Annotated in this window: 17 protein-coding genes; 4 read left to right on the top strand and 13 right to left on the bottom strand. The window is 65.5% G+C overall.

Annotation, left to right across the window (positions count from 1 at the left end):
- Positions 1-39: 39 nt before the first annotated feature.
- From BHK69_RS31910 to BHK69_RS09995, 5 genes are read right to left on the bottom strand one after another with little or no spacing between them, the layout of a single operon-like run.
- Positions 40-297 (bottom strand): hypothetical protein, encoded by a 258-nt coding sequence (locus BHK69_RS31910; RefSeq protein ID WP_069689967.1) that lies wholly within the window; start codon positions 295-297, stop codon positions 40-42.
- Positions 298-331: 34 nt separating this feature from the next.
- Positions 332-1,507, bottom strand: a complete 1,176-nt coding sequence (locus BHK69_RS09980; protein ID WP_069689968.1) for an ABC transporter permease — start codon at positions 1,505-1,507, stop codon at positions 332-334.
- Between the two features lie 4 nt (positions 1,508-1,511).
- Positions 1,512-2,609 (bottom strand): microcin C ABC transporter permease YejB, encoded by a 1,098-nt coding sequence (locus BHK69_RS09985; protein WP_069689969.1) that lies wholly within the window; start codon positions 2,607-2,609, stop codon positions 1,512-1,514.
- Positions 2,610-2,615: 6 nt separating this feature from the next.
- Positions 2,616-3,017 carry a DUF4260 domain-containing protein gene (locus tag BHK69_RS09990; protein ID WP_244548454.1) on the bottom strand — a complete coding sequence of 134 codons (402 nt, stop codon included), beginning with the start codon at positions 3,015-3,017 and terminating at the stop codon, positions 2,616-2,618.
- Between the two features lie 2 nt (positions 3,018-3,019).
- Entirely contained in the window at positions 3,020-4,873 is a 1,854-nt protein-coding gene (locus BHK69_RS09995) for an extracellular solute-binding protein (RefSeq protein WP_069693529.1), read from the bottom strand.
- Here BHK69_RS09995 and BHK69_RS31915 point away from each other — a divergent pair.
- Entirely contained in the window at positions 4,866-5,171 is a 306-nt protein-coding gene (locus BHK69_RS31915; RefSeq protein ID WP_148663362.1) for a hypothetical protein, read from the top strand. The two genes, BHK69_RS09995 and BHK69_RS31915, sit on opposite strands and share 8 nt — an antisense overlap.
- Positions 5,172-5,174: 3 nt before the next feature.
- Here BHK69_RS31915 and BHK69_RS10000 read toward each other — a convergent pair whose 3' ends face one another.
- Entirely contained in the window at positions 5,175-5,714 is a 540-nt protein-coding gene (locus BHK69_RS10000; RefSeq protein ID WP_069689970.1) for a c-type cytochrome, read from the bottom strand.
- Positions 5,715-5,912: 198 nt separating this feature from the next.
- Between BHK69_RS10000 and BHK69_RS10005 the strand changes: the two genes are divergently transcribed.
- Both BHK69_RS10005 and BHK69_RS10010 read left to right on the top strand, forming a co-directional pair.
- Positions 5,913-6,656, top strand: coding sequence for a 3-deoxy-manno-octulosonate cytidylyltransferase (locus tag BHK69_RS10005; protein WP_069689971.1), 744 nt, complete (start codon positions 5,913-5,915; stop codon positions 6,654-6,656).
- A gap of 6 nt (positions 6,657-6,662) precedes the next feature.
- The gene (locus BHK69_RS10010; protein WP_069689972.1) at positions 6,663-7,517 is read left to right on the top strand and encodes a prephenate dehydratase; all 855 of its coding nucleotides are present in this window, start codon (positions 6,663-6,665) and stop codon (positions 7,515-7,517) included.
- A gap of 51 nt (positions 7,518-7,568) precedes the next feature.
- Here the strand turns inward: BHK69_RS10010 and nudC are convergent, their stop codons facing one another.
- From nudC to BHK69_RS10035, 5 genes are all read right to left on the bottom strand, one after another.
- Positions 7,569-8,534 carry an NAD(+) diphosphatase gene (nudC, locus tag BHK69_RS10015; RefSeq protein WP_069689973.1) on the bottom strand — a complete coding sequence of 322 codons (966 nt, stop codon included), beginning with the start codon at positions 8,532-8,534 and terminating at the stop codon, positions 7,569-7,571.
- A 63-nt stretch (positions 8,535-8,597) separates the two neighbouring features.
- The gene (gene mmsB / locus BHK69_RS10020; RefSeq protein ID WP_069689974.1) at positions 8,598-9,485 is read right to left on the bottom strand and encodes a 3-hydroxyisobutyrate dehydrogenase; all 888 of its coding nucleotides are present in this window, start codon (positions 9,483-9,485) and stop codon (positions 8,598-8,600) included.
- A 136-nt stretch (positions 9,486-9,621) separates the two neighbouring features.
- Entirely contained in the window at positions 9,622-10,809 is a 1,188-nt protein-coding gene (locus BHK69_RS10025) for an isobutyryl-CoA dehydrogenase (protein WP_069689975.1), read from the bottom strand.
- Complete coding sequence (locus tag BHK69_RS10030; RefSeq protein ID WP_069689976.1) at positions 10,773-11,342, bottom strand: hypothetical protein; 570 nt, start codon at positions 11,340-11,342, stop codon at positions 10,773-10,775. The genes BHK69_RS10025 and BHK69_RS10030 overlap by 37 nt, the downstream gene beginning before the upstream one ends.
- A 20-nt stretch (positions 11,343-11,362) precedes the next feature.
- Positions 11,363-12,859, bottom strand: coding sequence for a CoA-acylating methylmalonate-semialdehyde dehydrogenase (locus BHK69_RS10035; protein ID WP_069689977.1), 1,497 nt, complete (start codon positions 12,857-12,859; stop codon positions 11,363-11,365).
- 125 nt (positions 12,860-12,984) lie between these two features.
- Between BHK69_RS10035 and BHK69_RS10040 the strand changes: the two genes are divergently transcribed.
- Entirely contained in the window at positions 12,985-13,926 is a 942-nt protein-coding gene (locus tag BHK69_RS10040) for a LysR family transcriptional regulator (protein WP_069689978.1), read from the top strand.
- A 100-nt stretch (positions 13,927-14,026) separates the two neighbouring features.
- Here BHK69_RS10040 and BHK69_RS10045 read toward each other — a convergent pair whose 3' ends face one another.
- Together BHK69_RS10045 and BHK69_RS10050 are read right to left on the bottom strand one after the other, a co-directional pair.
- Positions 14,027-15,331 carry a response regulator gene (locus BHK69_RS10045; protein ID WP_069689979.1) on the bottom strand — a complete coding sequence of 435 codons (1,305 nt, stop codon included), beginning with the start codon at positions 15,329-15,331 and terminating at the stop codon, positions 14,027-14,029.
- 227 nt (positions 15,332-15,558) lie between these two features.
- Complete coding sequence (locus tag BHK69_RS10050; RefSeq protein WP_083269235.1) at positions 15,559-17,328, bottom strand: ABC transporter permease; 1,770 nt, start codon at positions 17,326-17,328, stop codon at positions 15,559-15,561.
- Between the last annotated feature and the right edge of the window lie 15 nt (positions 17,329-17,343).

The following is a 17,343-nucleotide window of genomic DNA, read 5'->3' on the forward strand; positions in this document are numbered from 1 at the left end:
TCGCGTCCAGATAGATGTGGGTCCGCGGGCCCCGTTCCACTAATCCCACTCGTCTCGCAGTGCCCTGACACGTGCGACAGCTTCTTCCGACGTCACAGGCTTGACGGCACCCGTAGCGTGAAGCTGGCTGATACGCTCGAGCAATGCGTTCCAGGAGGCGCGTGCTGCGGCCACATTTTGAGGGGGCGTCATTTCGGTTTCAATCGTCACCGTTACGGTGCCCTGGCCCGTCAATTCCGCCCGTAAATCCTCGGGCAGCTTCTCGATCGGGTAATGTTCCCGCACGATCTTGTTCATCGCCTCGCTCCTTGGCGTGCGATCATACCACAGCTCACGCGAACGTCTTTCTCGGGTCGAACGCGTCTCTGACCGCTTCGCCGATGAAAATCAGCAGCGACAACATCAGCGCGATCGCGACGAAGCCCGAGAGGCCGAGCCATGGCGCCTGCAGGTTCGATTTCCCCTGCGCCAGCAATTCGCCCAGCGAGGGCGAGCCGGGCGGCAGGCCAAAGCCGAGGAAGTCGAGCGAGGTCAGGGTGGTGATCGAGCCGTTCAGGATGAAGGGCAGGAAGGTCAGAGTCGCAACCATCGCATTGGGCAAGAGATGCTTGACCATGATGGCGCGGTTGGAGAGGCCGAGCGCGCGTGCGGCGCGGACATATTCGAAATTGCGCGCCCGCAGGAACTCGGCCCGCACCACGCCGACAAGCGCGACCCATGAGAACAGCAGGAGGATGCCGAGCAGCACGAAGAAGCTCGGTGTGATGATCGCCGCCACGATGATCAGCAGATAGAGCGCCGGGATGGAGGTCCAGATCTCGATGACGCGCTGGAAGATCAGGTCGGTCCAGCCGCCGAAATAGCCCTGGATGGCGCCGGCTGCGATACCGATCACGGAGGAGATCGAGGACAGGATCAACCCGAACAGGATCGAGATGCGGAAGCCGTAGATCAACCGCGCGACAACGTCGCGGCCCTGGTCGTCGGTGCCCAGCCAGTTCCATTCGAGATCGCGGCAGCCCGTGCCGCCGCTGCGCTGCGCGATGACGCGGCATTGCTCGTCCTTGAGCAGCCAGGTCGGCGGCGCTGGCGCGGGCACGGGCAGATCGAGATTATGCGTCCGGTAGCTGTAGCGGATCAGGGGCCAGACCGCGTAGCCGTTGGCTGTGATCTCCTTGGCGATCACCGGGTCGCGATAGTCCGTCGTGGCCAGGAAGCCGCCGAACTTCTCTTCCGGGTAGTTCACCGCGACCGGGAACAGCCATTCGCCCTTGTAGCGCACGATCAAGGGCCGGTCGTTGGCGATGAACTCGGCGAAGAGCGAGAGTACGAACAGCGTCAGGAAGATCCACAGCGACCACCAGCCGCGCTTGTTGGCCTTGAAGTTGTTCAGCCGGCGCCGGTTGATCGGCGAGAGCTTGAGCCAGCCCTGGCTTGCCTCCAGCGGGGCCAGCGGCGCATGGCTGCGCAAGGCTGGCGGCGGCGCGTCGATCAGCGTGTCGCTCATCGCTTCAGGCCTCCCGCGTCTCGAAATCGATGCGGGGGTCGACCCAGGTATAGGTCAGGTCGGTGATGAGGTGCACGACAAGGCCGATCAGCGAGAAGATGTAGAGATTGGCAAAGACAACCGGATAGTCGCGGTTGACGATCGCCTCGAAGGACAAGAGCCCTAAGCCGTCGAGCGAGAAGATCGTCTCGATCAGCAACGAGCCGGCAAAGAGCGCATGCACGAAGGCGCCGGGAAAGCCGGCGATCACGATCAGCATGGCATTGCGGAAGACATGGCCATAGAGCACGCCGCGCTCGGAGAGCCCCTTCATCCGTGCAGTCAGCACATACTGCTTCCTGATCTCGTCGAGGAAGGAGTTCTTGGTCAGAAGGGTCGAGGTGGCAAAGGCGCCCAGCGCCATCGCCGTCACGGGCAGGGCGATGTGCCAGAGATAATCGACGGTCTTGCCGAGCAGGCTGAGCTGCGCCCAGTTCTCCGAATGGAGCCCGCGCAGCGGAAAGATCTGCCAGAACGAGCCGCCGGCGAAGAGCACGATCAGCAGGATCGCGAAGAGGAAGCCTGGGATGGCATAACCCACGATCACGACCGCGCTGGTCCAGGTATCGAAGCGCGAACCGTCCTTCACCGCCTTGCGGATGCCGAGCGGGATCGAGATCGCATAGGACAGCAGCGTCATCCACAGGCCGAGCGAGATCGAGACCGGCAGCTTCTCCTTGATCAGCTGGAGCACGGGCGCATCGCGGAAATAGCTGCGCCCGAAATCGAAGCGGATGTAGTCGCCCAGCATCTTGAGGAAGCGCTCATGCGCCGGCTTGTCGAAGCCGAACTGCTTTTCGAGCTCCTTGATGAAAGCGGGATCGAGCCCCTGAGCGCCGCGATAGGCGGAATTCGAATCGCCGCCCAATTGTGCGCCGGCATCGCCGCCCTGGCCGCCGCCAACGCGATCCGACGCGCTTCCGGCCGCCGGATTCTGCAATTGCGCGATCACGCGCTCGACCGGCCCGCCGGGCGCAAATTGCACGATGATGAAGGAGATCAGCAGGATGCCGAACAGCGTCGGCACCATCAAGGCGATACGTCTCGCGATATAGCTCAGCATGCCGGTTCACTCGGTCCTTCTGGCTGAGCCGATAACGCCGAGATGAGTGTCAGCGAAGCGCGTAGCATATTTCAGTCCATAACCGAGCGCCCGGTCGAATTCGACATGCGCGGCCCAAATCAGGGCCAGAGCCAGCGTCATGGCGGACTCCGAGGCTAAGGCAGCAACTCCCAGCAGGGCCGGGCCGATCAGGGAATGGGCGGCGTTGTAGATTGCGGAACCCAGCCGGGGGCCGAAGAGATAGCCGAGCATGGCGAGGTCAGGCGCCAGGATGAGGCCGGCGAACAGCCACCATGAAACGTCCGTGCTGGCAAAAAGCCAGACGCTGAGCCCGCCGAGCAGGACGCCTTCGAGGCGCAGGAGCCGGTTTGGGACCCCCGTGACATGGCACTGCATGACCGCCGCCATGCTCAGGCCTTCCCGATGCGCTTGGCTTTTTCGGCGTCGTACCACCAGATCGCCGGCGCGCCGGAAGAGTATTTCGGCTTGGTTTGGGGCCGGTCGAACATGTCCCAATAGGCCAGCCACTCATGGGCGTTCCACCACATCGGGATCCAGTAGCGCCCGGCGCGCAGCAGCCGGTCCAAGCATTTGGCGGCGGTGACGACCTCGGCATAGCTGTGGGCCTGCCCGATTGTCTCGATCATCGCGTCGATGGCGGGGTGGGCGATGCCGGCGGCATTGCGTGAGCCGCGCGTCTTTGCAGCTTCCGAGCCATAGACGATGCGAAGTGAATCGCTTGGGATCGAGCTGCCGCCGAGCGCACGGCTGATGATGTCGAAATCGAACTCGTCGAGCCGGCGCTGATATTGCGCGGCGTCGACGATGCGCGAGGTCGCATTGATGCCGAGCCGCTTCAGATTGGCCTGGAAGGGCTGCGTATGCGGCTGCAGCGCAGGCTGCGAATCGAGAAACTCGATCTCGAATGGCTTGCCGTCCGGCAGCTTCAGGACATTGCCCTCACGTTTGCAGCCGGCGGCGCGCAGCATCTCGTCGGCCCGGCGCAGCAGGTTGCGGTCACTGCCCGAGCCGTCCGAAACCGGCGGCAGGAAGGGCTCGTCGAAGACCTCGTCGGGCACCTGGCCACGGAACGGTTCGAGCAGCTTGAGCTCCTCGGGCGAGGGTTTGCCGATCGCCTTGGAATCCGAGTTCTCGAAATAGGAGGTCATCCGACTGAAGGACGAGAACATGATGTTCTTGTTGGTCCATTCGAAATCGAAGCACAGCCCCAGCGCTTCGCGAATGCGCGGATCCGCGAACTTGTCGCGGCGCAGATTGAAGATCCAGCCTTGCGAGCCGATCGGCTCGGTTTTGGGCAGGGATTCCTTCTTGACCTTGCCTTCGTTGATCGACGGAAAATCATAGCCCGTCGCCCAGATCCGTGAGGTGAACTCCTCCTGGAAGGTGATGACGCCGCTCTTGAAGGCCTCGAAGGCGACCTGCCTGTCGCGGAAATACTCCCAGCGCACCCGGTCGAAATTATTGGTGCCGATATTCACGGGCAGATCCTTGCCCCAGTAATCCGGCACGCGCTCGAACTCGATGAAGCGCCCCTGCTCGAAGCGGCCGACCTTATAGGCGCCCGAGCCGAGCGGCGGCTCCAGCGTCGATGCCTCGAAATTGCGCGTCGACCAGTATTTTTCGGAGAACACCGGCAGGCCGGCGACGATGAGATGCAGGTCGCGGCTGCGCTTGGGCGAGAGCTGCACGACGACGATGTCGTCGCCCTCGGCTTTCGACGAGACCAGTTCGTTCAGGATCAGGCGGAAGGAGGGGTGCCCCTTGGTCTTGAGCAGATTCATGCTGAAGGCGACGTCGGAGGCCGTCACCCGCGAGCCGTCATGGAACCTTGCCTCGGGCCGGAGCCGGAACCGGTAGGCCAGCTTGTCCTGCGAGATCGCCACGCTTTTGGCGAGCAGGCCGTAGAGCGAGCCCGGCTCGTCGCCCGAGCCCGCCATCAGGCTGTCGAAGCAGGCATCCATGCCCGCCGCGCCGTCGCCCTGGAGCACGAAGGTGTTGAGCGTGTTGAAGGTGTCGAAGCTCTGGTTGCCGCCGGCGCGCTTGATCTGGATCGTCAGCGTGCCGCCCTTGGGCGCTTTGGGGTTCACATAGGCGAAATAGGGAAAATCGGCGGGCAGCGCCAACTCACCGAAGGTCGAGAGACCATGAATTTCCGGCTCCTGCGCGAGGGCAAGCGCAGGCAGGCTCGCACTTGCCGCCAGGGCGCCTCCGGCCTCGATCAGCCTGCGGCGGGTGATGCGCATCGCCATGCTCCTTCGTCTTCCAGAGCAATTTCCGATCCAACTGGATCGCTCAACAGCTCTAGGTCTTTGTTTTAACGCGTTTTCTTCACGCGAACCGGCATCCACTTCGCTCGAAAACACTCTGCATTGGTTCGCCGGCCGATTCGCGTTCCGATTATGTCGAACGCGGCCGGCGACGCCAGTCATTCAGGGATTTGCCGTCATCCTGACGGCGGCAGCATGGCGCGGATATGCAAAAGCCGGGCTGACGGGCCCGGCTTGGCGCAATCGGAATGAGCGCCGGATCGACGCCGGCTGAAACTCAGGGCTTCGGCAGCGGCTTGGGCGCGTCGGAGAGCGTGTTCAAATAGGCGATGACGTCGGCGCGCGTGTCGGGCTTGCTGATGCCGGCGAAGGCCATCGCGGTGCCGGGAACGTAAGCCTTCGGACCCTTCAGGAAGTGATCGAGCCCGTCGGCTTCCCAAACCTTGTCGGTACGGCCCTTCATTGCGGCCGAGTAGCCGAAGCCGCCGACTGAACCCTCGTTACGGCCGTAGACGTCGTAGAGATGCGGGCCGACCTTGTTGGCGCCGCCCTTCTCGAAGCTGTGGCAGGCCTTGCAGGCGCCGACGGCCTTCTCGCCCTTGGCCGGGTCGGCCTTGGCGAGGCGTACCGCGATCGGCTCGTCGGCTGCGGGCGCTGCTGCACCGGCACCTGCGGCGGGTTCCTCGCTCGGCAGGTCGAAACCGGGCACCGCCGGCTTGTGAGGCGCAAAGACGATCCCGGAGATCATGCTGAGCCCCATCACCACGAGCAGAGTGGAGAGAACCGCTCCGGCGATCTTGTTGGTTTCGATATCCATCGTATCCGAACCCTCGGCCCACCGACGCGATAGCGCGGGAGGCAAGACAGCGCTTTGGCCGGGGCCTGAAAGCGCCGACACCCGAGCGTTGCTTAACCGCTTTGCGCGCTGCAATGCAACTCGTATAAGCACCCTCCGCTTTGAGACCTTTTGACGCTTCCCGCCGTGCCCCCTACGGCCCAGCCGAGCCTGCCCCCGATGTCCGACCCGCTGATCCTGATTCCCGCCCGCATGACCGCGACCCGCCTGCCCGGCAAGCCGCTGGCCGATATCCATGGCGAGGCGATGATCGTGCATGTCTGGCGCCGCGCCATGGAGGCCGGCATCGGCCCGGTCGCGGTTGCGACCGACGAGGCGCGCATCGTCGAGGTGATCGAGAAGGCCGGCGGCCGCGCCGTGCTGACCCGCGACGATCATCCCTCGGGCTCGGACCGGATCAAGGAGGCGGCAGACATCTTGGATCCCCAGGGGCGGCACGATGTCATCGTGAACGTTCAGGGCGACCTGCCCACCATCGATCCGCGCGTGATCGCAGCCTCGGTCGGGCCGCTCTCGGATTCGGCTGTGGATATCGTGACGCTCGCCGCGATCATCACGCGCGAGGACGAAAAGACCGAGCCCAGCGTCGTCAAGGCGATCGGCAGCGAGATCGCGCCCGGGCGCATGCGCGCACTCTACTTTACCCGCGCCACCGCGCCGGGCGGGGAGGGGCCGCTTTATCATCACATCGGCCTCTACGCCTATCGCCGCAAAGCGCTCGACCGCTTCGTCTCGCTGCCGCCCTCAGCCCTGGAGAGGCGCGAGCGGCTGGAGCAGTTGCGCGCCATCGAGGACGGCATGCGCATCGACATCATCGTCGTTGACGACGTGCCGCTCGGCGTCGATACCCCCCACGATCTGGACCGCGCCCGCGCGATCCTGTCAGCCCGCGCCGGAGCCTAGAGTTTCATGCCTGTTATCGTGTCCTATCAGGGCGAACCCGGCGCCTTCTCGTCGCAGGCGGCCCTGCAGGCCTTTCCCGATTGCGAATTGCTGCCTTGCGCGACCTTCGAGGACGCGTTGGCGGCGGTCAGCGACGGCACGGCGCGCTACGGCATGATCCCGATCGATAATTCGATCGCCGGCCGCGTCGCCGACATCCACCATCTGCTGCCGCGTTCGGGGCTGCACATCATCGGCGAGCACTTCCTGCCGATCCGCTTCCATCTGATGGCGCTCAAGGGCGCGACGCTGGCCACGTTGAAGACGGTGCAGAGCCATATTCACGCGCTCGGCCAGTGCCGCAAGATGATCCGCAAGCTCGGCCTCAAGGCCGAGGTCGCGGCCGATACGGCGGGCTCCGCCCGGCAGGTCGCCGAGGCAGGCGACCTGACGCGTGCCGCGATTTCGCCGCGCATCGCCGCCGAGGTTTACGGGCTCGATATCCTGATGGAGGATATCGAGGACGAGAAGCACAACACCACGCGCTTCGTGATCCTGTCGAAATATCCGGAATTCGCCCGCCAGGGCCCGGCGAAGACCGTGACGACCCTGGTCTTCCGCGTCCGTAACATCCCGGCTGCGCTCTACAAGGCGCTCGGCGGTTTCGCGACGAACGGCATCAACATGACCAAGCTCGAGAGCTACATGGTCGATGGGCATTTCTCCGCGACGATGTTCTACCTCGATGTCGAGGGCCATCCGGACGACCCGCATCTGAAGCGGGCGCTGCAGGAGCTGGAGTATTTCTCGAAGGAGATGAAGATCCTGGGCGTCTACCCGGCGCATGCCTTCCGGGAGAGTTTCGCGGAGGCGGGCGAGTAAGAAAGCGAGTGGCGAATGGCGAATAGCGAGAGGGGCGTCATTCGCCACTCGCTACTCGCTATTCACCTCTTCCCCCTCCACCGCCCAGGCCCTGAGGATCGTGTTGGCGATCGCCAGGTGCTGGGGGCTGGTGAAGCCTTCGGGATGGTTGCCTTCCAGCATCTGCAGAGCCTCGGCCCGCGAGAACCAACGCCCGGCCTCCAACTCCATGCCGTCGAGCACGATGTCGTCGTTGAGGGCCTCGACCAGACAGCCGATCATCAGTGAGCCGGGAAACGGCCAGGGCTGCGAGGCGATGTAGCGCACCGTGCCGGTGCGCAGGCCGGCCTCCTCCCAGGTCTCGCGGCGCACCGCATCCTCGAAGGTCTCGCCCGGCTCGATGAAACCGGCGATGCAGGAATACATACCCGGCGCGAAGCGGGCCTGCCGCGCCAGCAGGCATTTGTCGCCGCGCGTAGCGAGCATGATCACGACCGGGTCGGTGCGCGGGAAATGCTGCGCGCCGCAAGCCGTGCAGTGCCGCTTCCAGCCGGCCGAGCCGAGTTCGCTTGGGCCGCCGCATTGCGCGCAGAAGCGGTGGCGCGCATGCCAATCGAGCAGCGCCTTGCCTTCGCCGAGCGGGCCGAGCTCATGGGCGGGCACGAGCCGCTTCAGCGCGACCGAACGCAGATCGCTCAGCAGCACTTCAGGCCGTTCGCGCAAGGGCTCGGCCAGCGCCTTGTCGATCAACCGCGCGAAGCGCGGCGCGCCGTCAGGGTCGAGCCCGAGAAAGGCCTCCTCCAGCCCGGCGCCGAGCAATTCGGTCTCGCCATGGCTGAACCAGACCGACAGCGCCTCGCCCTCGAGCCGCTTCAGCACCGGCGTCTCGCCCGCGAGCACGGCCAGCCGCGTATCGGAGCGATGGCGCAGGGCCGCGATCGCATCGGGCTTGTCGCGCAGATCGGCCCGGCGATCGAGATGGCTGGTGGCGAAGCCGGTCTGGGCCGAGCGTTCGCGGCGGTTGGAAGCATCGTTCATGGCTTCCGTCCTAGCTGCTCCTCACGGGGCCACGCAAGCACGCTTCACGAAAGCAGGCACGCTTCACGAAAGGTTGCGTCCCCGCAGCAGATGGATGATGGCCGAGAAATCCGCGCCGCCTTCGCCCCAGGCATTGTGGATGCCGTAGAGCTGTGCGGCTGCCGCCCCGAGCGGCGTCGAGGCGCCCGCGGCTTGCGCGGCTTCCTGCGAGAGTTTCAGGTCCTTGAGCATCAGAGCGGAAGCGAAGCCGGGCTTGTACTCGTTGTTGGCCGGCGAGGTCGGCACCGGGCCCGGCACCGGGCAATAGGTCGTCAGCGACCAGCATTGGCCCGAGGAGGTCGAGGCGACATCGAACAGCGCCTGATGCGAGAGCCCGAGCTTCTCGGCCAGGACGAAGGCCTCCGAGACGCCGATCATCGAGATGCCCAGGATCATGTTGTTGCAGATCTTGGCGGCCTGTCCGTTGCCGGCATCGCCGCAATGCACGATGCGCCGGCCCATTGCCTTGAGGATGGGTTCGCCCAGCGCAAAAGCATCATTCGCGCCGCCGACCATGAAGGTCAGGGTCGCGCCCTTGGCCCCTCCGACGCCGCCCGAGACCGGGGCGTCGAGCGAGAGGCAGCCGCGCTCGGCCGCCAGCGCATGCGCCTTGCGGGCGCTCTCGACATCGATGGTCGAGGAATCGATCAGCAGCGCGCCCGGCTTCACCGAGGACAGGATATCGGCCCAGACGGAGAGCACATGCTTGCCGGCCGGCAGCATGGTGATGACGATGTCGGCCTCCGCGACCGCCTCCTTGGCCGAACCGGCGATCCCGACGCCGAGCTCGGCGGCGGCGTCCTTGGAGGTCTGTGCCAGATCGAAGGCGCTGACCATATGCCCCGCCTTGACGAGGTTGCCGGCCATGGGGCCGCCCATATTGCCGAGGCCGATGAAGGCGATGCTGGTCATGTGCGTGTCCTCTCGTCGTTCTTGGTGTCATCCTGGGCTGCGCGAAGAGCGGACCCAGGATCGTCATCAGAAAAAGGCGCCTTCTCGTCTTACGATCCCCGATCGCCGGTCGGCGTCCGGGATGACGCCTTCGGCGTCAATTCCCCTTCGCGCGCCCGACCAGCCCGCGCGCCACGATCATCCGCATCACCTCATTGGTTCCTTCGAGGATCTGGTGGACCCTGAGGTCGCGCACGATCTTCTCGATGCCGTAATCGGCGAGATAGCCATAGCCGCCATGGATCTGCAGCGCCTGATTGGCGACCTCGAAGCCGGTGTCGGTAGCGACCCGCTTGGCCATGGCGCAGAGTTTCGTCGCGTCCGGCGCCTTGGCGTCGAGCGAGGCAGCTGCCCGCCAGAGAAAGGTCCGCGCCGCTTCCAGTTCGGTCGCCATGTCGGCAAGCTTGAACTGCAGCGCCTGGAAATCAGCGATGCGGGAACCGAAGGCTTTGCGCTCCTGTGCATAGGCCAGCGCCTTGTCGAGCGCCCCTTGTGCCCCGCCGATCGAGCAGGCGCCGATATTGAGCCGGCCACCATCGAGCCCGGCCATCGCGATCTTGAAGCCGATGCCTTCTGGCCCGAGCCGGTTGGCGACGGGAATGCGGCAATTCTCGAAGATCACGGCCCGTGTCGGCTGCGCGTTCCAGCCCATCTTCTTCTCATTGGCCCCAAAGGAGAGGCCGGGCGTGCCCTTCTCGACGATGACGGTCGAGATGCCCGAGGGGCCAGCCTCGCCGGTGCGCGCCATCACGACATAGATGTCGGAGACGCCGGCGCCCGAGATGAACTGTTTTTGCCCGTCGAGCACGTAATGATCGCCGTCTCGAACCGCCCTGGTCTTCAGGGCGGCTGCGTCCGAACCGGCGCCGGGCTCGGTCAGGCAATAGCTCGCCAGATGCTCCATCGTGCACAGCTTCGGCAGGAAGCTCTTGCGCTGCTCGTCGGAGCCGTAGCGGTCGATCATCCAGGCGCACATATTGTGGATCGAAATGAAGGCCGCCACCGTCGGGCAGCCCGTCGAGAGCGCCTCGAAGATCAGCGCGGCATCCAGCCGTGAGAGGCCGGAGCCGCCGACATCCTCATTGATGTAGATGCCGCCCATGCCGAGCGCCGCGGCGGCGCGCATCTCCTCGACCGGGAAATGCTTCTCCTCATCCCAGCGCATGGCGTTGGGGGCCAGCGTGTCGGCGGCGAAGCCAAGCGCCATCTCCTGGATGGCGATCTGGTCTTCGGTGAGCGAGAACGGCGTCAAGGCTGGCGCTCCTGGAGGCTGGGCGGTTTCCATGGCGTGTCTCCGGGCTGCAGGCTCCTGCGTTGCGGAAGCGCGCCTTCATATTGCGCCGCGCGCCTCCTATGCGGAGAGCGCGGCGAGGCCAGGGGGACGAAATCCCTGATGTCGGGGCTTTCGCCGGGGCGGCCGACGAAGACCCGCGGGCCGCCCTCGATGACGACGACATCGCCATAGGCGAGCTGGCCGTCACTGAGGAAGGTTTCGATCGTGGCCGGCGGCTGCTTCGCCACGGCGTTGCGCGCGGCTAGCAGGCGGGCGGCCTCGAGCATCTGCGCCCGTTCGCGCTCTGCCCGCATTTGCGCGAGCAGCGCGCGCTGGCGCGAAATCTCGACGGCGTCCTGCCAGAGCCTGCGGCAGGCGATGGTCTCGGGCTCGCTCAGCGGCGCCTGGGCGGTCCTGCCCGGCGTGCAGCGGCTCACATCGGAGGCGACGACGGCCGGACCATCGAAGTCCGGCTGTGCCATGGCGTCAGGCGCGCAGCACAGGAAGACGAGCATCATCGTCTGAACCTGTGGCAATCGCGTCATCGCCGCCTCCGCGCGCCCGCTCAGCTCATCGTCGGAATGACGAAGCTCGCCCCGTCCTTGATACCGCTGGGCCAGCGCGCCGTCACGGTCTTGGTCTTGGTGTAGAAGCGGATCGAGTCCGGTCCGTGCTGGTTGAGATCGCCGAAGGAGGAGCGCTTCCAGCCGCCGAAGGTGTAATAGGCCAGCGGCACCGGGATCGGCACGTTGATGCCGACCATGCCGACCTGGACCTTGGAGGCGAAGTCGCGCGCCGCGTCGCCGTCGCGGGTGAAGATCGCGGTGCCGTTGCCGTATTCGTGGTCGTTGGTCAGCTTCAGCGCCTCGTCATAGGTCTCGGCGCGCAGCACGGTGAGCACGGGTCCGAAGATCTCCTCCTTGTAGATGCGCATGTCCTTGGTGACGTTGTCGAACAGGCAGCCGCCAACATAGAAGCCGTTCTCATAGCCCTGCATCTTGAAGTCGCGCCCGTCGACGACGAGGCTGGCGCCCTCTTCGATGCCGACATCGACGTAAGCCTTGATCTTCTCCATCGCCGCCTTGGTGACGACCGGGCCGAAATCGGCGGCGGTGTCGGTCGAGGGGCCGATCTTGAGGCTCTCGACGCGCGGAATGAGGCGCTTCACCAGTTCGTCGGCGGTGGCCTTGCCGACGGGAACCGCGACCGAGATCGCCATGCAGCGCTCGCCGGCCGAGCCGTAGCCGGCGCCGATCAGCGCATCGACGGCCTGGTCCATATCGGCGTCGGGCATGATGACCATATGGTTCTTGGCGCCGCCGAAGCACTGCACCCGCTTACCGGCCGCGCAGCCGCGGGCGTAGATGTATTCCGCGATCGGGGTCGAGCCGACGAAGCCGACCGCCTTGATGTCGGGATCGTCGAGGATCGCGTCGACCGCGACCTTGTCGCCATTGACGACGTTGAGGATGCCGGGAGGTCCGCCCGCTTCGATGAAGAGTTCGGCCAGCCGCATCGGCACGCCGGGGTCGCGCTCGGAGGGCTTCAGGATGAAGGCGTTGCCGCAGGCGATCGCGGGGCCGAGCTTCCAGAGCGGGATCATCGCCGGGAAGTTGAACGGCGTGATGCCGGCGCAGACGCCCAGCGCCTGGCGCAGCGAATAGATGTCGATGCCGGGGCCGGCGCCGTCGGTGAACTCGCCCTTCATCAGGTTGGGCACGCCGAGCGAGAATTCCACCACCTCGACGCCGCGCTGGATGTCGCCCTTGGCGTCGGGAATGGTCTTGCCGTGCTCGCGGGCGAGGAGTTCGGCGAGCTCGTCATTGTTCTGCGCGATCAGGTCGAGGAATTTCATCAGCACGCGGGCGCGGCGCTGGGGGTTGATCGCGGCCCATTTCGGCTGGGCGGCGGCGGCGTTCTCGACGGCTGCGCGCATCTCGGCGGCCGAGGCCAGCGCAACCTGGCCGATGACGCTTCCGTCCATGGGCTGATAGATGTCGGCAGTGCGGCCCGAAGTGCCCGCGACATGCTTGCCGCCGATGAAATGCCCAACCTGACGCATCGCGCCCTCCCTACGAATGGTGATGTCCTGAGACCGGTGCTACCCCTACCATTCTCGTTTGCGCACGGCTATAGCGACGATGGATAGGATGTCGTGCGGAAAAGCGAATATCGGGGAGAGCGCCTTTGGAGCGGTTCGACTGGGATGATCTGCGCTTCTTCCTGGCGGTTGCGCGCTCGGGCCGTTTGACGGCGGCGGCGCGCCGGCTCGGGGCCGACCACGCCACGGTCTCGCGTCGCATCACCTCGCTGGAGGAAGCGCTCAAGGCCAAGCTCTTCGAGCGCCGGCCGCAGGGCTATACGCTCACCGCTCATGGCGAGCGGCTCCTGGCCAAGGCCGAGAGCATGGAGACCGAGGCTCTGGCGATCCAGAGCGATATCGGCGGCGCCGACATGGCGCTCGCCGGCACAGTCCGGATCGGCGCGCCCGACGGCTTCGGCACCACCTTCCTGGCGCCGCGCCTGGCCAAGCTGGCGAGCGCCTATCCCGGCCTCGAGATCCAGCTCATCGCCATGCCGCGCCTGCTTTCGCTGTCGAAGCGCGAGGCCGATGTCGCAATCACGCTCGCCCCGCCCAAGGAGGGCAAGGTCGTCGCGCGCAAGCTCTCCGACTACCGGCTCGGGCTTTATGCTGCGCGCGAATATCTCGACGCGATGCCGAAGGTCGAGAAACCGGAAGACCTCTTCGATCACCGCATCGTTGGCTATATCGACGATCTCATCTTCACGCCTGAGCTCGACTATCTCGACGAGGTCGCCAAGGGCCTGCGCGCCCAGGTCCAGAGCTCGAGCGTGCTGGCGCAGATGAACGCGGTCGTCGCCGGAGCCGGCATCGGCGTGATCCACCATTTCATGGCCGAAGGCGAGCCGCGTCTCGTGCCGGTTCTGCCCGAGACGGTCTCGATCACACGGTCCTTCTGGCTCCTGGTCCATGCCGATCTGAAGGATGTCGCCCGCGTCCGCGCCATCGTCGATTTCGTCGTGCGCGAGGCGAAGGCATCGCGGGCTCTGCTGATGGGCGAACAGCCTGCCGTTGCGGCGCCGCGCCCGGCCTTGGTCGAGGGATAGGCGTGGGTCGAAAGGATAGGCTTGGGTCGAGGGATAGGCTTGGGTCGAAGGATAGGCTTGGGTCGAGGGATAGGATCTCGGCTTTCGCAAGACCCGATCGTCAGGCGGCGGCAAGGCAGACCCGGTTCCGGCCTTGCTGCTTTGCCGCGTAGAGCGCCTGGTCTGCGCTGCGCAGGCAATGATCGAAACTATCCTCCGGATCGGCCTCCGCAACGCCGATCGAGGCTGTGACGGAGATCGTCTCGGCCCCGACCTGCAAGGTTGCGTGCGAGATATCCAGCCGGAGGTGATCGCTGAAGCGCATCGCGGCGGCCGGGTTCATTCCGGGAAACAGGATGACGAACTCCTCGCCGCCGAGGCGGGCAAGCAGGTTGCCGGTGCCTTCGACCGCATCCTTCAGGCAACGGGCGACCAATTCGAGCACGCGGTCGCCGATGTCATGGCCGTGCGTGTCGTTGAGCTGCTTGAAGTGGTCGATATCGAGAACCGCGACCGTGCTTGAAGGGCGCGCCTGCACGGTCTTGATGAGCTTCGGGCCGTTCTCGAAGAAATGGCGGCGGTTGAAGAGCCCGGTGAGATAGTCGCGGGACGCCAGCTCCTGCAGCTGTTTCAGCTGCAGGAGCGTGTCCGCATTGTTCGCGATCCGGCATTGCAGCTCTTCAGGCATGAATGGCCGCGAAATGAAGTCGTTGGCTCCCGCTTTCAGGAAACCGGCGGAGACGGCGATGTCGGTCGTCGAAGAAACCCCGATCACGCGCAGCTTGTCCGGTCCGACCAGGCGGCGGATTTTGCGCGTCAGCTCGTATCCGTTGATATCCGGCATATTGTAGTCGGAGACGACGATCTGGATGTCGGGATTGGCCTCCAGCAGCGCCAATGCCTCCGTGCCGGACCCGGCTTCGATGACCGAATATTGCTGCACCGCCAGCATCCTGGCGAGGTGCTTGCGTGCAGTCGTCACGTCGTCGACGACGAGGATGCGCATCTCGCGGTTGGACAAGGCGCGCTTGACCGCGGTTACCAGCGTGTCGAGCGCGAACTCGTTGTTCTTCAGGACATAGTCGATGACGTCGCGCTCCATGATCCGGCTGCGCGTCTGCAGGTCGAAGCTCCCCGTGAAGACGATGGTCGGGATGCCGCGTTGGACCGTGAAGTCGATCGCTTCACCGTCGGGCGCGTCCGGCAGGTTCAGGTCGACCACAGCGATGCCGTAGGCTTCCGGCTCTTCAGTGACGACCTCGTGCAGCTCGTTCAGCGAAGCGCAGGAGACGATGGGTAGGCCGATCTCCTCGGCGAGGAGCTTGCGCAGCGCCTTCGCGAAGGTCTTCGAATCCTCGACGATGAGAATCTTCCTGATATCGGCGATCGGCTCGGATCTGCGACGAACAGCAGCGCGGTACTTCATCGGCGCAGAATCCTTACGACGCGTACTGGCAACTCGCCATGGTTCGTGGCGGCATGCCAGGTCGGTTGTCCAGGCAGGAGGGCGCTACCCTGCTGCTCCGGTCGAAACTGGCCAACCTGGGTAAAGGTCGTATTAACCTGTGGTTGCGGGCCGCAATTGTTTCACCTGCCGGGACGCTTCGACAGGATGAGGCCGGTTCGGGCGGTGTCGAGCGGTCGGGGCCTCCGTCAGATCCGCCAGGGCAGCACGTTCCGCGGCAAGCGCTTGCCGCACAGGTCAAGTCCCAGCATCACCGCGAAAATGATCAGGGAGGCGCTGATCGCAACCGCAGCCGCCTCGCCGGCGAGCCCCGCCTCCTTCAGGCTGAACAGCACGACGCCGAGGGTCTCGGTGCCCGAGGACCAAAGCAGCGCCGATACGGTCAACTCGTTGAAGGCGACGAGAAAGACCATCAGGCCTGAGACGGTTGCCGCCGGAGCCAGGATCGGCGCCACAACGAAACGCAGCATCTGCCAGAGGCTCGCGCCATCGAGCTTCGCCGCCTCCTCGTGATGCGCCTCGATCTGCGCCATCGCGGCGACGGGCGCCTTCAGCGCCAGCGGCAGGAAGCGCGCCAGATAGGCGAAGAGGATGATGAAAGGCGTGGCGTAGAGGCTCACTCCGAGAAGCGGCAAGGGCTTCAGGAAGAGCAGGATGCAGGCGATGGCGAGCACGACGCCGGGCAGGGCATAGGGCAGTTCGATGACGAGCTCGACGACGCGCCTGAACCTGCCCATGCGCCGCTCCAACGCATAGGCGAAACCGATCGAGATCAGCGCGAGCAGCAGGGCGGCCGAGCCGGCGAACAGGAAGGAGTTGCGGAAGGCCCGCATCGTCACATCCTGGCGCAGCAGCACCTCGGTGAATTTATCCAGCGTCAGGCTCTGCCAGGACAGTGCGACGCCGAGCGCCGGCGTCAGCGCTTCGCAAAGCAGCGCAAGGAAAGGCAGGCCGAGCTTCAGCGCCAGCAGCGTCCAGAGTGCGCCGGCAACCAGCGGTCGCGCACGCCCGAGCGTCCAGAACGGTTGCAGCGGCCGCTCGATCTCGACCTTGCCGCCGGCGCGCCGTGTCGCCAGCACGCTCGCCAGGATGCCGCAACCGGCGACCAGAGCCACCAGCAGGGAGAGCGCGGCGGCGTCGGACAGTCCGGCCGGCCCGAAGCTCGCCAGCCGCCGATAGATCAGTGTCGGTAGCGTCAGGTAGTTCACCGGCAATCCCAGCAGCGCCGGAATGCCGAAATTGCCGATGCCGGCGACAAAAGCAATCAGCGCGGCGGCGATGATCTGCGGCCGCAGCACCGGCAGCAGGATGCGCGCGACGATCGTCGCCGGTCCCGCGCCCTCCATCTGTGCCGCTTCGACCAGCGAATGCGGCACGCTGCGCAGGCCGGTCCAGAGCGTGATAGCGACCAGCGGCGCATGATGCAGCGCCATGACGAGGATGATGCCGCCGCGCCCGAGCAGTGGGTTTGGCGTGCCTGGAACAGGCGACAGGCCAAGCGCCCCCAGGATTGGCGAGTGCGGCGCGAACAGGCTCAGGAATGCAAGAGCTGCGACCTGTGGCGCGATCATCATCGAGAACACGAAGAAGAAGGCGAGGGGGCGCTTATGGCGCATGTCGGTGATACCGAGCGCAAGCGCGACAGCGCCGCCGATCAGCAAGGCCGCGAGCGCGGAGAAGCCCGCCGTCTCCAATGTATGGAGCGTCGCATTGACAGCAGCGCGGCTGCCGATCTGTTCCAGCGCGGCGTCGGGAGCGAATTGCCAGCCCGGCGCCAGGGCCGCGATGGCGAGCCGCAGGAAGGGCAGGGCGCCGAGCAGCAGGGCGGCGAGCGTGACGATGGCCGGCAGTCCAAGCCCCTCCGGCAGATGCAGATGCAGACGCAAAGGCCGATGCAGGCCCGGCCAGCTCGGGCGTACGGCGTCGCGTCGCCAGCCGGGGCGGGCGATGAGCGTCATTGCGCGGGCTGCGGG

Source organism: Bosea vaviloviae (genome assembly GCF_001741865.1).
Lineage (GTDB): Bacteria > Pseudomonadota > Alphaproteobacteria > Rhizobiales > Beijerinckiaceae > Allobosea > Allobosea vaviloviae.

What these genes read in the sequence shown, in the direction of transcription:
- BHK69_RS10030 (WP_069689976.1), bottom strand. Translation starts at nt 11,342, where the DNA reads ATGACGCGATTGCCACAGGTTCAGACGATGATGCTCGTCTTCCTGTGC.
- BHK69_RS10025 (WP_069689975.1), bottom strand. Translation starts at nt 10,809, where the DNA reads ATGGAAACCGCCCAGCCTCCAGGAGCGCCAGCCTTGACGCCGTTCTCG.
- BHK69_RS31915 (WP_148663362.1), top strand. Translation starts at nt 4,866, where the DNA reads ATGCGCATCGCCATGCTCCTTCGTCTTCCAGAGCAATTTCCGATCCAA.
- BHK69_RS09980 (WP_069689968.1), bottom strand. Translation starts at nt 1,507, where the DNA reads ATGAGCGACACGCTGATCGACGCGCCGCCGCCAGCCTTGCGCAGCCAT.
- BHK69_RS10005 (WP_069689971.1), top strand. Translation starts at nt 5,913, where the DNA reads ATGTCCGACCCGCTGATCCTGATTCCCGCCCGCATGACCGCGACCCGC.
- BHK69_RS10035 (WP_069689977.1), bottom strand. Translation starts at nt 12,859, where the DNA reads ATGCGTCAGGTTGGGCATTTCATCGGCGGCAAGCATGTCGCGGGCACT.
- BHK69_RS31910 (WP_069689967.1), bottom strand. Translation starts at nt 297, where the DNA reads ATGAACAAGATCGTGCGGGAACATTACCCGATCGAGAAGCTGCCCGAG.
- BHK69_RS10050 (WP_083269235.1), bottom strand. Translation starts at nt 17,328, where the DNA reads ATGACGCTCATCGCCCGCCCCGGCTGGCGACGCGACGCCGTACGCCCG.
- BHK69_RS09990 (WP_244548454.1), bottom strand. Translation starts at nt 3,017, where the DNA reads ATGGCGGCGGTCATGCAGTGCCATGTCACGGGGGTCCCAAACCGGCTC.
- BHK69_RS09985 (WP_069689969.1), bottom strand. Translation starts at nt 2,609, where the DNA reads ATGCTGAGCTATATCGCGAGACGTATCGCCTTGATGGTGCCGACGCTG.
- BHK69_RS10010 (WP_069689972.1), top strand. Translation starts at nt 6,663, where the DNA reads ATGCCTGTTATCGTGTCCTATCAGGGCGAACCCGGCGCCTTCTCGTCG.
- BHK69_RS09995 (WP_069693529.1), bottom strand. Translation starts at nt 4,873, where the DNA reads ATGCGCATCACCCGCCGCAGGCTGATCGAGGCCGGAGGCGCCCTGGCG.
- nudC (WP_069689973.1), bottom strand. Translation starts at nt 8,534, where the DNA reads ATGAACGATGCTTCCAACCGCCGCGAACGCTCGGCCCAGACCGGCTTC.
- BHK69_RS10000 (WP_069689970.1), bottom strand. Translation starts at nt 5,714, where the DNA reads ATGGATATCGAAACCAACAAGATCGCCGGAGCGGTTCTCTCCACTCTG.
- mmsB (WP_069689974.1), bottom strand. Translation starts at nt 9,485, where the DNA reads ATGACCAGCATCGCCTTCATCGGCCTCGGCAATATGGGCGGCCCCATG.
- BHK69_RS10045 (WP_069689979.1), bottom strand. Translation starts at nt 15,331, where the DNA reads ATGAAGTACCGCGCTGCTGTTCGTCGCAGATCCGAGCCGATCGCCGAT.